This is a genomic window from Actinorhabdospora filicis (assembly GCF_030269765.1).
Lineage (GTDB): Bacteria > Actinomycetota > Actinomycetes > Mycobacteriales > Micromonosporaceae > Actinorhabdospora > Actinorhabdospora filicis.
The window spans coordinates 1,600,782-1,613,258 of sequence record NZ_BSTX01000002.1 but is presented as its reverse complement, the minus strand read 5'-3'; the positions used below and the strand labels follow the sequence as shown (position 1 = coordinate 1,613,258).

Here is a 12,477-nt window from a genome sequence, read left to right as displayed (position 1 = left end):
GTAATGTGTTCAGTTGACCGGTACTAATAGGCCGAGGACTTAACAAATCCTTTAAGCAGCGCGTGACACGCCGCCAGAAAATCGCACCCACTATGTTCATCTGAAACAACACACCACAGCAGCCCCCCACACACGTGGGGTGTGCGCCACGGTGAACAGATAGAACAATTCCATACGACACCAACGCCGAACCCCCACCCCCTTTTTCACGGGACGGGTTCACGGCCGAGGCGTCCAGGAAACCCCCGCACCAGTGAGTGGTGTGTGTTGTTTCGAGGATGTTTCGGTGGTCATGGCGAAGGGGAAACGCCCGGTCCCATTCCGAACCCGGAAGCTAAGCCCTTCAGCGCCGATGGTACTGCCCTGGGAACGGGGTGGGAGAGTAGGACACCGCCGAACACTAAACATGGTGGCCCCGCGGGCGACCCCAATTTGGGGGAACCCGCGGGGCTACAGTCATGCATGCCGTCCTCCGGGGCGGTGCAGGTGGCGGAGCCCGTCTGGGCGCCCGCACGGACAAGTCAACAACGGAAGCCGCATGCCGCCGGCGAGGATCGGGACGGCGCGGGACGCCGTCGATGGTCCGGCCGGGCCACCGCGAATGTGACGGTGGCGGTATTTACTGGTGCGGCGGTGTGTCCGCCGCCGGATACGAGAGAATGATGGGCATGTCAGCTGAGGACCGTTCGGGCTCTGACCGTAACTCCAGGCCGGGTGGCGACCGCGGCGGTGATCGGGGCCGGGAGCACCAGGGCCGCAGCGACCGCAACAACGGCTTCCGTGACGGCGGCCGCAACCGCGGCGGCTACGGCGGCCGCGATGACCGCGGCTTCCAGCGCCGCGACGACCGCCCCCGCTACAACAACGACGGGCCGCGCCGCGACGACCGCGGTGGTGACCGTCCCGCCTTCAACCGCGACCGCGATGACCGGGGCTTCCAGCGCCGGGATGACCGTGGTGGTGACCGTCCCGGGTTCCAGCGTCGCGATGACCGTGGCGGGGACCGTCCCGGGTTCCAGCGTCGTGACGACCGTCCCTCGTTCAACCGTGACGATCGCGGTGGCGATCGCGGGGGCTTCCAGCGTCGTGATGACCGTCCGTCCTTCAACCGTGATGACCGTGGTGGGGACCGTGGCGGATACCAGCGTCGTGACGACCGTGGTGGCGACCGTCCCGGGTTCCAGCGCCGCGATGATCGCGGTGGCGACCGTGGCGGATACCAGCGTCGTGACGATCGTGGCGGGGACCGTGGTGGTTTCCAGCGTCGTGACGACCGTCCCTCGTTCAACCGTGATGACCGCGGTGGCGATCGCGGGGGCTTCCAGCGTCGCGATGACCGTCCGTCCTTCAACCGTGATGACCGTGGTGGGGACCGTGGCGGATACCAGCGTCGCGATGACCGTGGTGGCGACCGTCCCGGGTTCCAGCGCCGCGATGATCGTGGCGGGGACCGTGGTGGTTTCCAGCGCCGCGATGACCGTCCCTCGTTCAACCGTGATGACCGCGGTGGCGACCGTGGCGGGTTCCAGCGCCGTGACGACCGCCCGCGCGGCGACCGTCCGTTCGAGCGCCGTGATGACCGTGGCGGCGATCGCGGGGGCTTCCAGCGTCGTGATGACCGTGGTGGTGACCGTCCCGGCTTCCAGCGTCGTGATGATCGTGGCGGGGACCGTGGTGGTTTCCAGCGTCGTGACGACCGTCCCTCGTTCAACCGTGATGACCGCGGTGGCGACCGTGGCGGATACCAGCGTCGCGATGACCGTGGTGGTGACCGTCCCGGGTTCCAGCGCCGTGACGACCGCGGCGGCGATCGCGGTGGATACCAGCGTCGTGACGACCGTGGCGGGGACCGTGGTGGTTTCCAGCGTCGTGACGACCGTCCGTCCTTCAACCGTGATGACCGCGGTGGCGACCGTGGCGGGTTCCGCCGCGACGACCGTGGTGACCGGGGCGACCGCCGTGACTTCTCGCGTGATCGCGACGAGCGGGCGCGCGATGAGAACCGTCCGGTGCTGGCCGGTGGTGGCGCGGAGTACTCCGAGCCGCCGCTGCCCGAGGACGTCGACTACCGCGAGCTGGACAAGGAGGTCCGCGAGGGCCTCTCGTCGCTGCCGAAGGGCCTCGCGGAGCGCGTCGGCAAGCACCTGGTGATGGCCGGGCGCCTGCTCGACGAGGACCCGAAGCTGGCCTTGGAGCACGCGGCCGTGGCGCGGCGCCTGGCGTCCCGCATCGGCGTGGTGCGCGAGGGCGCGGGCCTGACCGCCTACATCGCCGGTGAGTGGCAGGTGGCGATCTCGGAGCTGCGCACCGCGCAGCGCCTGAACGGCACCCAGGAGTACGTGGCGATCATCGCCGACTGCGAGCGCGCCCTGGGCCGCCCGGAGCGGGCCGTGGACGCGTGGCGCGAGTCCGAGGGCACGTCGCTGCCGGAGGACGTCCGCATCGAGCTGCTGATCGTGGCCGCCGGCGCGCGCCGCGACCTCGGGCAGGACGCGGCGGCCGTGGGCATGCTGCAGGTGCCGGAGCTGAACCGGAGCACCGGCGACGGCTGGCTGGCGCGCCTGCGCTTCGCCTACGCCGACGCGCTGGCCGCGGTGGAGCGCAAGGACGAGGCGATCGAGTGGTTCAACAAGACCCTCGCCGTCGACCCCGAGGGCGAGACGGCCGCGACCGAGCGGCTGCTGGAGCTTGAGGGCGTCGTGCTGCCGGAGATCGAGGACGAGGACGAGCTCCTCGCCGAGATGGAGGGCGCCGAGCACGGCCACGACATCGACGACTCCGATGAGGACGAGGACGACGACGAGTCCGATGAGGACGGCGAGTCGGACGAGGGCTCCTCGGACGAAGACGGAGACGAAGACGATGATGACGACGACGAGGACCAGGACGACGACCGTGACGCGTCCGATGAGGACGACGAAGACGGCGATGACGATGAGGACGACGAGGACGATCAGGCGCCGGTGACGGCCGCCGAGGAGTCCCCGCGTCCCGACGCGCGGTCGGTGTCCTTCGAGGCCCCGAAGAACCCGGACGAGGCCAAGTGACCGGGGAGCGGCCGACGCGGCTCCTGGGGGCCGAGCGGCCCCTGATGGAGTCCCACCGTCTGCTGCTCCTCGATCTCGACGGCGTGGTCTACCTGCTCGATCACCCCATCGACGGGGTGATCGAGACCCTCGCCGCGCATCGCGGCGAGGGCGGCCGGGTCGTGTTCGTCACGAACAACGCCGCCCGCGCTCCGGAGACGGTCGCGGGCGCGTTGTCCGGGATGGGCGTGGCGGCGGAGGCCGGCGAGGTCCTGAGCTCGTCGCGGACGGCGGCGACGCTGCTGGCCGGGCGACTGGCGCCCGGCGCGTCCGTGCTCGTGATCGGCACCGAGAGCCTGGTGGCCGAGGTGCGGCGGGCGGGCCTGACACCCGTGACGGCGGCCGAGGACGCCGAGGCGGTCGTGCAGGGCTACTCGCCGGACGTGTCGTGGCGGGACCTGGCCGAGGCGACCGTCGCGGTCCGCGAGGGCGCGCTGTGGGTGGCCACGAACCCCGACCCGACACTGCCGTCGAAGCGTGGTCCGCTGCCCGGCAACGGCGCGCTGATCGGCGCGGTCCGCACCGCCGCCGGCCGTGGCCCGGACGCGGTGGCGGGCAAGCCGGGCCCGGCGATGTTCGAGCAGGCGGCCGCGGTGGCGCCGGAGCTGTCGGCGCTGGTCGTCGGCGACCGGTGGGACACCGACATCGAGGGCGCGGTGGCGGCCGGTGTGCCGTCCATGCTCGTGCTCAGCGGTATCACCCGGCCCGCCGAGGTGCTGTCCATTCCGGAGAACGCCCGCCCCGAGTACCTGGGGTGGGGCCTGCGGGACGTGCGGCTGCCGCAGCCGGGCACACGCTGGCACGGGGACGCGGTGGTGTGCGGAGGCTTCACGGCCGCCGCCGAGGACGCGGTACTGCGCCTGAGCGGCGCGGGGGAGCCCCTGGACGCGCTGCGCGCGCTGGCGGAGCTGGCGTGGGCGACTCCCGGGTGGGAGAAGGTCACCGGAGACGGTGAGGACGCGGTCGCGGCCCTGCGCGAACTGGACTTCGGCTGAGGCGAGCGCCATCGGCCGTGTGAACGACGAACCCCGTCCGGGGAACCGGGCGGGGTTTTTTCATGCCCGCTGGCGGGTCGGGGGACCGCGAGTGTCGCTCGCGTGACGGCGGCGATGACCGGGCCCGGCCGGTGGACGGACGCGGGCCCCTGTACCGCTCCGGGAGGTGTCCGGTGGCGTCGTGCCGGAAGGCCCGCGTGCGGCTCGCGGACACCCGCGAGTGGAGCCATGGGCGTCCGCGCCGGCCGGTGCGGCCGGCCATGCCCCCGGCGGTGGGCGCGGTCGAGGGCGTGACCGGCCGCCGGAGTCGGCGGGGCGGGCCCGCGCCGGTGCCGGGCCTTCGCGTGATCACCCGGCGGTGATCACGCCACCGGCCACCGCTACCTGTATCGGCCGGCCCGTCGCGGGCGAGCCGCGTGAGCCACCGGGGATCGGCGGGGCGCCCTTGGGCGTCCACAGGGGCCGGGTCTAGAGCAGCGCCTTCAGCTTGAGCAGGTCGAACAGGTTGGCCTTGATCTTCACGCGGCCGGAGGCGAAGGCGCGGCCGAAGTCGAGGTCACCGGCGACCAGGGCGATGAGGTCGTCGCTGCCGACGATCAGCCGGATCTTGGCGTCGGGGTCGTCGCCGTCGGCGATGTCGATGAGGCGGCCCTGCGCGAGCCGGCCGTGGAAGTGGGCGGGCAGATCGGTGATCTCGGCGGCGAGGGTGCGGTCGAGGTCCACCTTGCCGCGCACCGAATCGGCGTTCTCCGCCAGTTTCGCCGCGAGAGCGTCGAGTGCCGCGCGGCACTCCTCAATGGTCGCCATTCGGTCCCTTCCGGATCAGCGGGTTTCACCGTTGGGCACGGTACATCATGGGCGGCGTGTCCTTCCGGGGTAGCGTGATGGCGCGAAGTAAACGCGCGGTTGATAACGGAGGCATCATGCAGGACGCTTGGCGCGCATATCTCGAACTGGCGCTCGGTCTGACCGAGAACTCGCGGAAGAAGGCCACGAAGGTGGTCAAGAAGCTCGCCAAGCAGAGCGGCGCCACCGTCGGCCAGTTGCAGACCATGGCCGAGGACCTCATGTCGGCCGGTACCGCCAATCGCGACGCCCTGGTGAAGCTGGTCCGCTACGAGATGGACCGCGGCCTGGGCCGGGTCGGGCTGGCCACCAACGAAGAGGTCTCCGAGCTCAATGACCGGGTCCGGGACCTGGAGTCGAAGCTGAAGGACGCCGAGGCGCGCGCCGACGCCGCCGAGCGCTCCGCGGCGGCCGCCGCGGTGAAGGCGCCCGCGAAGGCCGCTCCGGCCAAGAAGAGCGCGCCCGCGAAGAAGGCGGCCCCGGCCGCGGCGGAGAAGGCGGCCGAGAAGCCCGCCGAGGCCCCGGCCGGGAAGAGCGCCCCCGCCAAGGCCGTTCCCGCCAAGAAGGCGAGCACGGCGAAGGCCGCCGCGCCGCGCAAGGCGGCGGCGAAGAAGACCACCACCACGCGTAAGACCGCGGTGGCGAAGAAGACCACGGCGAAGAAGGCGACGCCCCCGGCTCCGCAGGCCCCGGAGGGCGGCGAGTGACGGGCGCGCCCAATCCGGCGGCGCTGGCGCGGGCCCTCGGGGACCGCGCCACCCCGTCGTCGGCCGATGGTGTGGCCGCTGTGGAGGAGATCCTGGCGGGCATGGCGGTGCTGGACACGATGAGCAGCGCCGAGCGGGTGCCGGTGTTCGAGGCGGCGCACGAGCGGCTCCAGGACGTCCTGGCCGCCGTCGACGACGCGTGATGCGGCGGCTGCGGCTGGACGCCGAGCTGGTGCGGCGCAAGCTGGCCCGCTCGCGGGAGCACGCCGGTGAGCTGATCGCCGCCGGGCGTGTCGAGGTCAAGGGGATGGTCGCGGCGAAGGCGGCCACGGCGGTGGAGACCGCCGATCCGATCGTGGTGCGCGAGGACGAGGGCGTCGTGGACGACTACGTCTCGCGCGGTGCGCACAAGCTGGTCGGGGCTCTGGAGGCGTTCGGGCCCGGTGGGCTGAGCGTGGCGGGCCGCCGGTGCCTGGACGCCGGTGCGTCCACCGGTGGGTTCACCGACGTGCTGCTGCGGCGCGGTGCGCGCGTCGTGGAGGCCGTGGACGTCGGTTACGGGCAGCTGGCGTGGTCGCTGCGGACCGATGAGCGGGTACGGGTCCACGACCGGACGAACGTGCGGCACCTGACGCCGGACGTGATCGGCGGGCCGGTGGAGGTGACGGTGGCCGATCTGTCGTTCATCTCGCTGCGGCTGGTGCTGCCGGCGCTGACGGCGTGCACGCTCGGCGACGGCGACATCGTGCCGATGGTGAAACCGCAGTTCGAGGTGGGTAAGGACCGGGTCGGTTCCGGTGGTGTGGTGCGGGATCCGGAGCTGCGCGCCGAGGCCGTGCGGGACGTCGTGGACGCCGCGTGGCGGCTCGGCTGGGGTGTCGCGGGACTGGCGGCGAGCCCGCTTCCGGGGCCCTCGGGGAACGTGGAGTACTTCTGCTGGTTGCGGCGTGACGCCGGTGAGCCGGACGACACGCTGATCCGTCGTGCCGTAATCGGCGAAGGCAACGCATGATTGTCGGGTGAACGACGAGACGCGATCGGCGCTCCTGGTGACGCACACCGGGAGGTCGGGCAACACCGACCAGGCGCACTCGGTGGCCAAGATCCTGCTGTCGGCCGGTTTCCGCGTGCGGATGCTGGCCGAGGAGGCCGCCGACGTCCCCCTGGCGGACGTGGAACACGTGGCGGGCTCCGACGCCAGCGCGGACAAGGACGAGATCGTCATCGCCCTGGGCGGTGACGGCACGTTCTTGCGGGCCGCGGAGCTGGCCCGTCCGGCCGGGGCTCCGCTGCTGGGCATCAATCTGGGGCACGTCGGGTTCCTCGCCGAGGCCGAGTGCATGGATCTGGAGTTCGCCGTGCGGCAGATCGCCGCCGGTGACTACACCGTCGAGGAGCGGTTCACCGTCGAGGTGCGCGCCGAGCTTGAGGGCCGGGTCATCGCCGAGTCCTGGGCGCTGAACGAGGCGACGGTGGAGAAGGGCATGCCCTCGCGGATGCTGGAGGTGCTCGTCGAGATCGACGGGCGCAGGCTGTCGCGGTACGGGTGCGACGGGATCGTGTGCGCCACTCCCACGGGGTCGACGGCGTACGCGATGTCGGCGGGCGGCCCGGTGGTGTGGCCGGAGGTGCAGGCCCTGCTGTTCGTGCCGATCAGCGCGCACACGCTGTTCAGCCGTCCGCTGGTGGTCTCGCCGTCGTCCACGGTGGAGATCACCGTGGAGCCGCATACGACGCTCGCGGTTTTGTCGTGCGATGGGCGTAGGGTCTACGACCTGCCGCCGGGATCGAAGGTCCGGGTGGTGCGCGGCAGCAAGCCCGTACGTGTCGTGCACCTCTCGCCCCAGTCGTTCACCGAGCGGCTCGTGGCGAAGCTGCGGCTGCCGGTGGACGGATGGCGGCAGAAGGACTCGTAGACTTCGCGGCGAAGGCGTGAGACGTATTGGCCATCCGTACGTGAGTGCTACTAGGGTCGGGACTGTGCTGGAAGAGTTGCGGATCACCGGGCTTGGCGTGATCGAGGACGCGAGCCTCCCGCTCGCCGAGGGTCTGACGGTCATCACCGGTGAGACCGGGGCCGGCAAGACGATGGTGGTGGCCGGTCTCGGCCTCCTGTTCGGGGGCCGGGCCGATGCCGGTCGCGTGCGCACCGATGTGGGCAAGGCCGTGGTGGAGGGGCGTATCCGCCTGGACTCCACGGTGGACCAGCGGACGGCGGCGGCGGTGCGGCAGCGCGCCGTGGACGCCGGGGCCGACGTGGACGACGACGAGCTGCTGCTCAGCCGCACCGTCACCAGCGAGGGGCGCTCCCGGGCGCACGTCGCGGGACGGTCGGCGCCCATCGGGGTGCTGTCGGAGCTGGGCGAGCTGGTGGTGTCGGTGCACGGCCAGTCCGATCAGATGCGGCTGCTGCAGCCCGCCGAGCAGCGCGCGGCGCTGGACCGCTACGCCGGGGCCGAGCACGAGAAGGTCTACGAGCGTTTCCGGGAGACCTACGGGCAGTGGCGCGGCGCGGCCGATGAGCTGGCGCGGCGGCGGCGCGACGCCACCGAGCGCACCCGTGAGGCGGAGCTGCTGAAGCTGGGGCTGGCCGAGATCGCCGAGGTGAACCCCGAGCCGGGCGAGGACGAGGCGCTGGCCGAGGAGGCGCGGCGGCTGGAGCACGCCGAGGCGCTGCGCGGCGCGGCGGTCACCGCCCATCAGGCGCTGTCCGGTGACGGCGACGGGATGGACGAGTCGGCCGACGTGATGACGTTGCTGGGCGCGGCGCAGCGGGCGCTGGAGGGGCAGTCGAGTGTGGACTCGGCGCTGGGCGAGCTGTCGTCGCGGCTGTCGGAGGCCGCCTCGGTCATCGGTGACGTGGCGAGCGAGCTGGGGTCCTACCTGGACGGGCTGGACGCCGACCCGGCGCGGCTGGAGACGATCTTCGCGCGGCGCGCGGTCCTGAAGGGCCTGACCCGTAAGTACGCCGAGGACATCGACGGTGTGCTGGAGTGGGCGCGGGTGGCCGCGGCGCGGCTGGTGGACCTCGACGTGTCCGATGAGGCGCTGGAGGCGATGCGGGCCGAGCGGGACCGTCTGGCGAAGGAGACCGCCGGGCTGGCGGCGCGGCTGATGGCCTCGCGGCGGGAGGCGGCGGTGCGTTTCGCCGAGGACGTGAGCGTGGAGCTGACGGGGCTGGCGATGCCGCACGCGCGGGTGCTGGCCGAGGTCGGGCCGCGCCCGGTGGGCAAGGGCCCGCACAAGCTGGAGGTCGAGGGCGCCGAGTGCGGTGTGGGTCCCGACGGTTGCGACGAGGTGGAGTTGCGGCTGCGGGCCAACCCCGGCGCGCCGGCGGCTTCGCTGCAGCGCGGGGCGTCCGGTGGTGAGCTGTCGCGGGTGATGCTGGCCATCGAGGTGATCTTCGCGGGCGCCGGTGGACCCCCGACGCTGGTCTTCGACGAGGTCGACGCCGGTGTCGGCGGGCGCGCCGCGGTGGAGATCGGGCGGCGTCTTGCCCGGCTGGCGCACCGGCATCAGGTTATCGTGGTGACACACCTTCCGCAGGTGGCGGCTTTCGCCGACCGGCACCTCGTGGTCGCCAAGGACGTCTCGGGGGCGGTGACGACCTCCGGGGTGCACGCGGTGATGGACACCGAGCGGGCGCGCGAACTGGCGCGGATGCTGGCCGGTCTGCCCGACAGCGACCTCGGGGTCGCCCACGCCGAGGAGCTGCTGGCTGTGGCGGGTAAGGAAAAGCGGGCGATACGCGCCGAGGCGTAGCGGGGCACGACTTTGGGGGTATTCGCCCCGAATCGCGGTCCCTCATCGCGTGGCGTTGTCGGGGAACTGGCCGAGTGATGCGAGGATGGGGCCGATGCGTCTACCTACCCTGCGCCGGAACCGGGCGGTCGAGGCCGGCGGTATCGCCGGGCCCGTCCGGCTGGACCGCCGTACCAAGCGGCTGACCGGGCGCCTGCGTCCCGGCGACATCGCCGTCATCGACCACCTGGACATCGACCGGGTGGCCGCCGACGCGCTGGTCGCCACCGAGGTCGCCGCCGTCGTGAACGCCAAGCCGTCGATTTCGGGCCGCTACCCCAATCTCGGGCCCGAGGTCTTGATCAAGGCCGGGATCCCGCTCCTCGACGATGTCGGCGAGGACGTGTTCAGCGCGCTGCGCGAGGGCACCCACGTCCGCATCGTCGACGGTGACATCCTCGTCGGCGACAAGGTCGTGGCCAGTGGTGTGCGGCAGGACGCCGACAGCGTCGCCCAGGCCATGTCCGACGCCCGTGAGGGCCTGTCGGTGCAGCTGGAGGCCTTCGCGGCCAACACCATGGAGTACCTCAAGCGCGAGCGCGAGCTGCTGCTGGACGGTGTGGGCGTCCCCGACATCGAGACCCAGATCAACGGGCGGCACTGCCTGATCGTGGTGCGCGGCTACGACTACAAGGAGGACCTCGACGTCCTCCGGCCCTACATCCGCGAGTTCCGGCCGGTGCTGATCGGTGTCGACGGCGGTGCCGACGCGCTGGTGGAGGCCGGGTACACCCCCGACATCATCGTGGGTGACATGGACTCGGCCTCCGATGACGTGCTGCGCTGCGGCGCCGAGGTGATCGTGCACGCCTTCACCGACGGGCGCGCGCCGGGCAAGGCCCGCCTCGACGACCTGGGGATCGCCTCGATCGTGTTCCCGGCGGCGGCCACCAGCGAGGACATCGCGATGCTCATCGCCGATGAGAAGGGCGCCGAGCTGATCGTGGCCGTGGGTACCCACGCCACGCTGGTGGAGTTCCTGGACAAGGGCCGCGGCGGGATGGCCTCGACGTTCCTGACGCGGCTGCGGGTCGGCGGCAAGCTCGTCGACGCCAAGGGCGTGTCGCGGCTGTACAAGCAGAACGTGTCGGTGTCGTCGCTGCTGCTGCTGGTCCTGGCGGCGATCGCGGCGATGGCCGCCGCCGTCAGCGTCTCCACCATCGGGCGCTCCTACCTGGAGGTCGTGCAGGCCTGGTGGGAAAATCTCCTCTTCCAACTGCAGAGGTTGTTCTAGTGATCAATTTCCGGTACCACCTGGTCTCCCTGACCGCGGTGTTCCTGGCGCTCGCCATCGGCCTGGTGCTGGGGACGGCCGCCCTCAACGGGCCGGCCTCGGACTTCCTGCAGGACCAGGTCTCCTCGCTGCGCGAGCAGAACGACACCATCCGCAAGTCCCTGGAGCAGCTGCAGAGCCAGCTGGACCAGGAGGAGGAGTTCGCCAAGCAGATCGCGCCCACGGCGCTGGCGGGCAAGCTCACCGACAAGCCCGTGCTGCTGCTGACCGTCGCCGGTGCCGACGAGAAGGACGTGCAGGGCGCGATGGAGATGCTGGCGCTGACCGGCGCCAAGGTCACCGGGCAGCTGGACTTGACCGACAACTTCATCAACCCCGAGAAGCGCGACGAGCTGCTGGACCTGGTGAAGCAGCTGCTGCCGGACCACGTGGGGAACCTGCCCAACAACGTCAACGGCGTGGAGACGGCTTCGGCGCTGCTGGGGGCGGTGCTGATGGCCGGTGGGCCGGAGGTGTCGCCGGAGGAGCAGAAGATGGTCCTGTCGGGCTTCACCACCGGGCAGATGCTGCTGGGCAAGGACACCTTCAACGGCACGCGCGCGGCGGCGGTCCTGATCATCGCGCCCAGGCCCTACACCGACTCGCAGGCGACGCTGCGCAACGGGTACGTGGCCACGATCGCGGCGCAGTTCGACAAGTACGGCTCGGCGCTGCTGGCGATGCCGGTGGCCGGTGGGGCCGTCACCATCGTGCGCGACGACCCCGCGCTGAACCTGAGCTTGTCCACGGTGGACAATATCTCCACCCCGCAGGGCCAGGTGGCCGCCTGCCTGGGCCTGGCCAGCGACCTGGCCGGGAAACCCGGTGACTGGGGCTCGGGCGCAGGAGCCGAGTCGACCGTCCCGGTGCCGCAGGCGTAGCCGCCGGCACGACCGGACAGGAGAGACGATGGGAATGTTGTCCCGGCTGGTGCTGGCCGGTGTCGGCGCGCTGGCCGCGCGCGGCACCCTGACCGCCGTGCGCCGCTCGCCGTTCGCGGCCTCGCTGGAGCGCGTCAACCACAAAGGCCACCAGATCAGCCTCGCCGCAGGGCCCGCCGCGGCCGTTTCCGGCGCGGTCAGCGCCGCCGCCGGGGCGAAGAACCCCCGCGCGGCCGCCGCCGCGCTGACCGCGGGCCTGGCCGCCGGGGCCGTCGGCCTCTACGACGACATCGCCGGCGACCGTCCCGAGCAGAAGCGCTACAAGGGCTTCAAAGGCCATTTCGCCGCCCTCAAGGACGGCGTGGTCACCAGCGGCCTGATCAAGATCGTCGGCGTGGGCGCCGCGGGCCTGGTGTCGGTGGCGCTGCTGGACGCCGACCGCCGCCGCGAGGGGAGCCTGCGCGTGGCCGACACCCTCGTCGGCGCCGGTGTCGTCGCGGGCGCGGCCAACTTCGTCAACCTCCTTGACGTGCGCTCCGGGCGCGCCCTCAAGGCCACCATCGCCATGGGCGAGCTCGCCGGTCTGGGCCGCCGCCCGGCCGCCGGTGACCTGGTGTCGGGGCCGGTGGCGGCCGCGGGCGCGCTGATCGGCGACGACCTGGGCGAGAAGGTGATGCTGGGCGATTCGGGCGCCAACGCACTGGGCGCGCAGGTGGGCCTGGGCCTGGCGGCGCGGACCGGGCGGTGGGGGCGGCTGGGGCTGTTCGCGCTGTTCGCGGCCGCGGCGGTGGCCTCGGAGAAGGTCAGTTTCACGAAGGTCATCGCGCGTACGCCCGGTCTGCGGGAGATCGACGAGTTCGGGCGCAAGCCGTGACGGTCCCGGGCCGT

The 12,477-nt window shown here is 71.9% G+C and carries 12 protein-coding genes and 1 rRNA gene; 11 read left to right on the top strand and 2 right to left on the bottom strand.

Annotated elements, in window-relative coordinates:
* The first annotated feature begins 282 nt into the window (after positions 1 to 282).
* Positions 283 to 399 (top strand): 5S ribosomal RNA (rrf, locus tag QSK10_RS20320).
* 272 nt (positions 400 to 671) lie between these two features.
* Here the strand turns inward: rrf and QSK10_RS20315 are convergent.
* Positions 672 to 2,144: a hypothetical protein gene (locus QSK10_RS20315; RefSeq protein ID WP_285664450.1), complete on the bottom strand. Its 1,473-nt coding sequence runs from the start codon at positions 2,142 to 2,144 to the stop codon at positions 672 to 674.
* A gap of 6 nt (positions 2,145 to 2,150) precedes the next feature.
* Here QSK10_RS20315 and QSK10_RS34320 point away from each other — a divergent pair, with 6 nt between their 5' ends.
* Together QSK10_RS34320 and QSK10_RS20310 are read left to right on the top strand one after the other, a co-directional pair.
* Complete coding sequence (locus QSK10_RS34320; RefSeq protein WP_432705348.1) at positions 2,151 to 3,047, top strand: tetratricopeptide repeat protein; 897 nt, start codon at positions 2,151 to 2,153, stop codon at positions 3,045 to 3,047.
* Complete coding sequence (locus QSK10_RS20310; protein ID WP_285664449.1) at positions 3,044 to 4,081, top strand: HAD-IIA family hydrolase; 1,038 nt, start codon at positions 3,044 to 3,046, stop codon at positions 4,079 to 4,081. The genes QSK10_RS34320 and QSK10_RS20310 overlap by 4 nt, the downstream gene beginning before the upstream one ends.
* A 468-nt stretch (positions 4,082 to 4,549) precedes the next feature.
* On the opposite strand, the gene QSK10_RS20305 is transcribed toward QSK10_RS20310, so the two are convergent.
* Positions 4,550 to 4,888 (bottom strand): SCP2 sterol-binding domain-containing protein, encoded by a 339-nt coding sequence (locus QSK10_RS20305; protein ID WP_285664448.1) that lies wholly within the window; start codon positions 4,886 to 4,888, stop codon positions 4,550 to 4,552.
* 116 nt (positions 4,889 to 5,004) lie between these two features.
* Here QSK10_RS20305 and QSK10_RS20300 point away from each other — a divergent pair, with 116 nt between their 5' ends.
* The 8 genes from QSK10_RS20300 (at position 5,005) to QSK10_RS20265 (ending at position 12,463) form a co-directional block, all read left to right on the top strand.
* Positions 5,005 to 5,634 carry a phasin family protein gene (locus QSK10_RS20300; RefSeq protein WP_285664447.1) on the top strand — a complete coding sequence of 210 codons (630 nt, stop codon included), beginning with the start codon at positions 5,005 to 5,007 and terminating at the stop codon, positions 5,632 to 5,634.
* The gene (locus tag QSK10_RS20295; protein ID WP_285664446.1) at positions 5,631 to 5,837 is read left to right on the top strand and encodes a hypothetical protein; all 207 of its coding nucleotides are present in this window, start codon (positions 5,631 to 5,633) and stop codon (positions 5,835 to 5,837) included. The genes QSK10_RS20300 and QSK10_RS20295 overlap by 4 nt, the downstream gene beginning before the upstream one ends.
* Positions 5,834 to 6,646, top strand: a complete 813-nt coding sequence (locus tag QSK10_RS20290) for a TlyA family RNA methyltransferase (protein ID WP_285664445.1) — start codon at positions 5,834 to 5,836, stop codon at positions 6,644 to 6,646. Before QSK10_RS20295 ends, QSK10_RS20290 begins: the two co-directional genes overlap by 4 nt.
* A 7-nt stretch (positions 6,647 to 6,653) precedes the next feature.
* Positions 6,654 to 7,550, top strand: coding sequence for an NAD kinase (locus tag QSK10_RS20285; RefSeq protein WP_285664444.1), 897 nt, complete (start codon positions 6,654 to 6,656; stop codon positions 7,548 to 7,550).
* A gap of 64 nt (positions 7,551 to 7,614) precedes the next feature.
* Positions 7,615 to 9,396, top strand: a complete 1,782-nt coding sequence (gene recN, locus QSK10_RS20280) for a DNA repair protein RecN (RefSeq protein WP_285664443.1) — start codon at positions 7,615 to 7,617, stop codon at positions 9,394 to 9,396.
* A 94-nt stretch (positions 9,397 to 9,490) separates the two neighbouring features.
* Positions 9,491 to 10,669 carry a putative cytokinetic ring protein SteA gene (steA, locus tag QSK10_RS20275; protein ID WP_285664442.1) on the top strand — a complete coding sequence of 393 codons (1,179 nt, stop codon included), beginning with the start codon at positions 9,491 to 9,493 and terminating at the stop codon, positions 10,667 to 10,669.
* Positions 10,669 to 11,589 (top strand): copper transporter, encoded by a 921-nt coding sequence (locus QSK10_RS20270; protein WP_285664441.1) that lies wholly within the window; start codon positions 10,669 to 10,671, stop codon positions 11,587 to 11,589. Before steA ends, QSK10_RS20270 begins: the two co-directional genes overlap by 1 nt.
* Before the next feature lie 28 nt (positions 11,590 to 11,617).
* A complete protein-coding gene (locus tag QSK10_RS20265; RefSeq protein ID WP_285664439.1) occupies positions 11,618 to 12,463 on the top strand; it encodes a hypothetical protein in 846 nt (281 codons plus the stop codon).
* The last annotated feature ends 14 nt before the right edge of the window (positions 12,464 to 12,477 follow it).

Bases quoted from the DNA above. Each gene is read 5' to 3' on its own strand.
- QSK10_RS34320 (WP_432705348.1), top strand. From the start codon at position 2,151: ATGGCCGGGCGCCTGCTCGACGAGGACCCGAAGCTGGCCTTGGAGCAC.
- QSK10_RS20305 (WP_285664448.1), bottom strand. From the start codon at position 4,888: ATGGCGACCATTGAGGAGTGCCGCGCGGCACTCGACGCTCTCGCGGCG.
- QSK10_RS20300 (WP_285664447.1), top strand. From the start codon at position 5,005: ATGCAGGACGCTTGGCGCGCATATCTCGAACTGGCGCTCGGTCTGACC.
- steA (WP_285664442.1), top strand. From the start codon at position 9,491: ATGCGTCTACCTACCCTGCGCCGGAACCGGGCGGTCGAGGCCGGCGGT.
- QSK10_RS20265 (WP_285664439.1), top strand. From the start codon at position 11,618: ATGGGAATGTTGTCCCGGCTGGTGCTGGCCGGTGTCGGCGCGCTGGCC.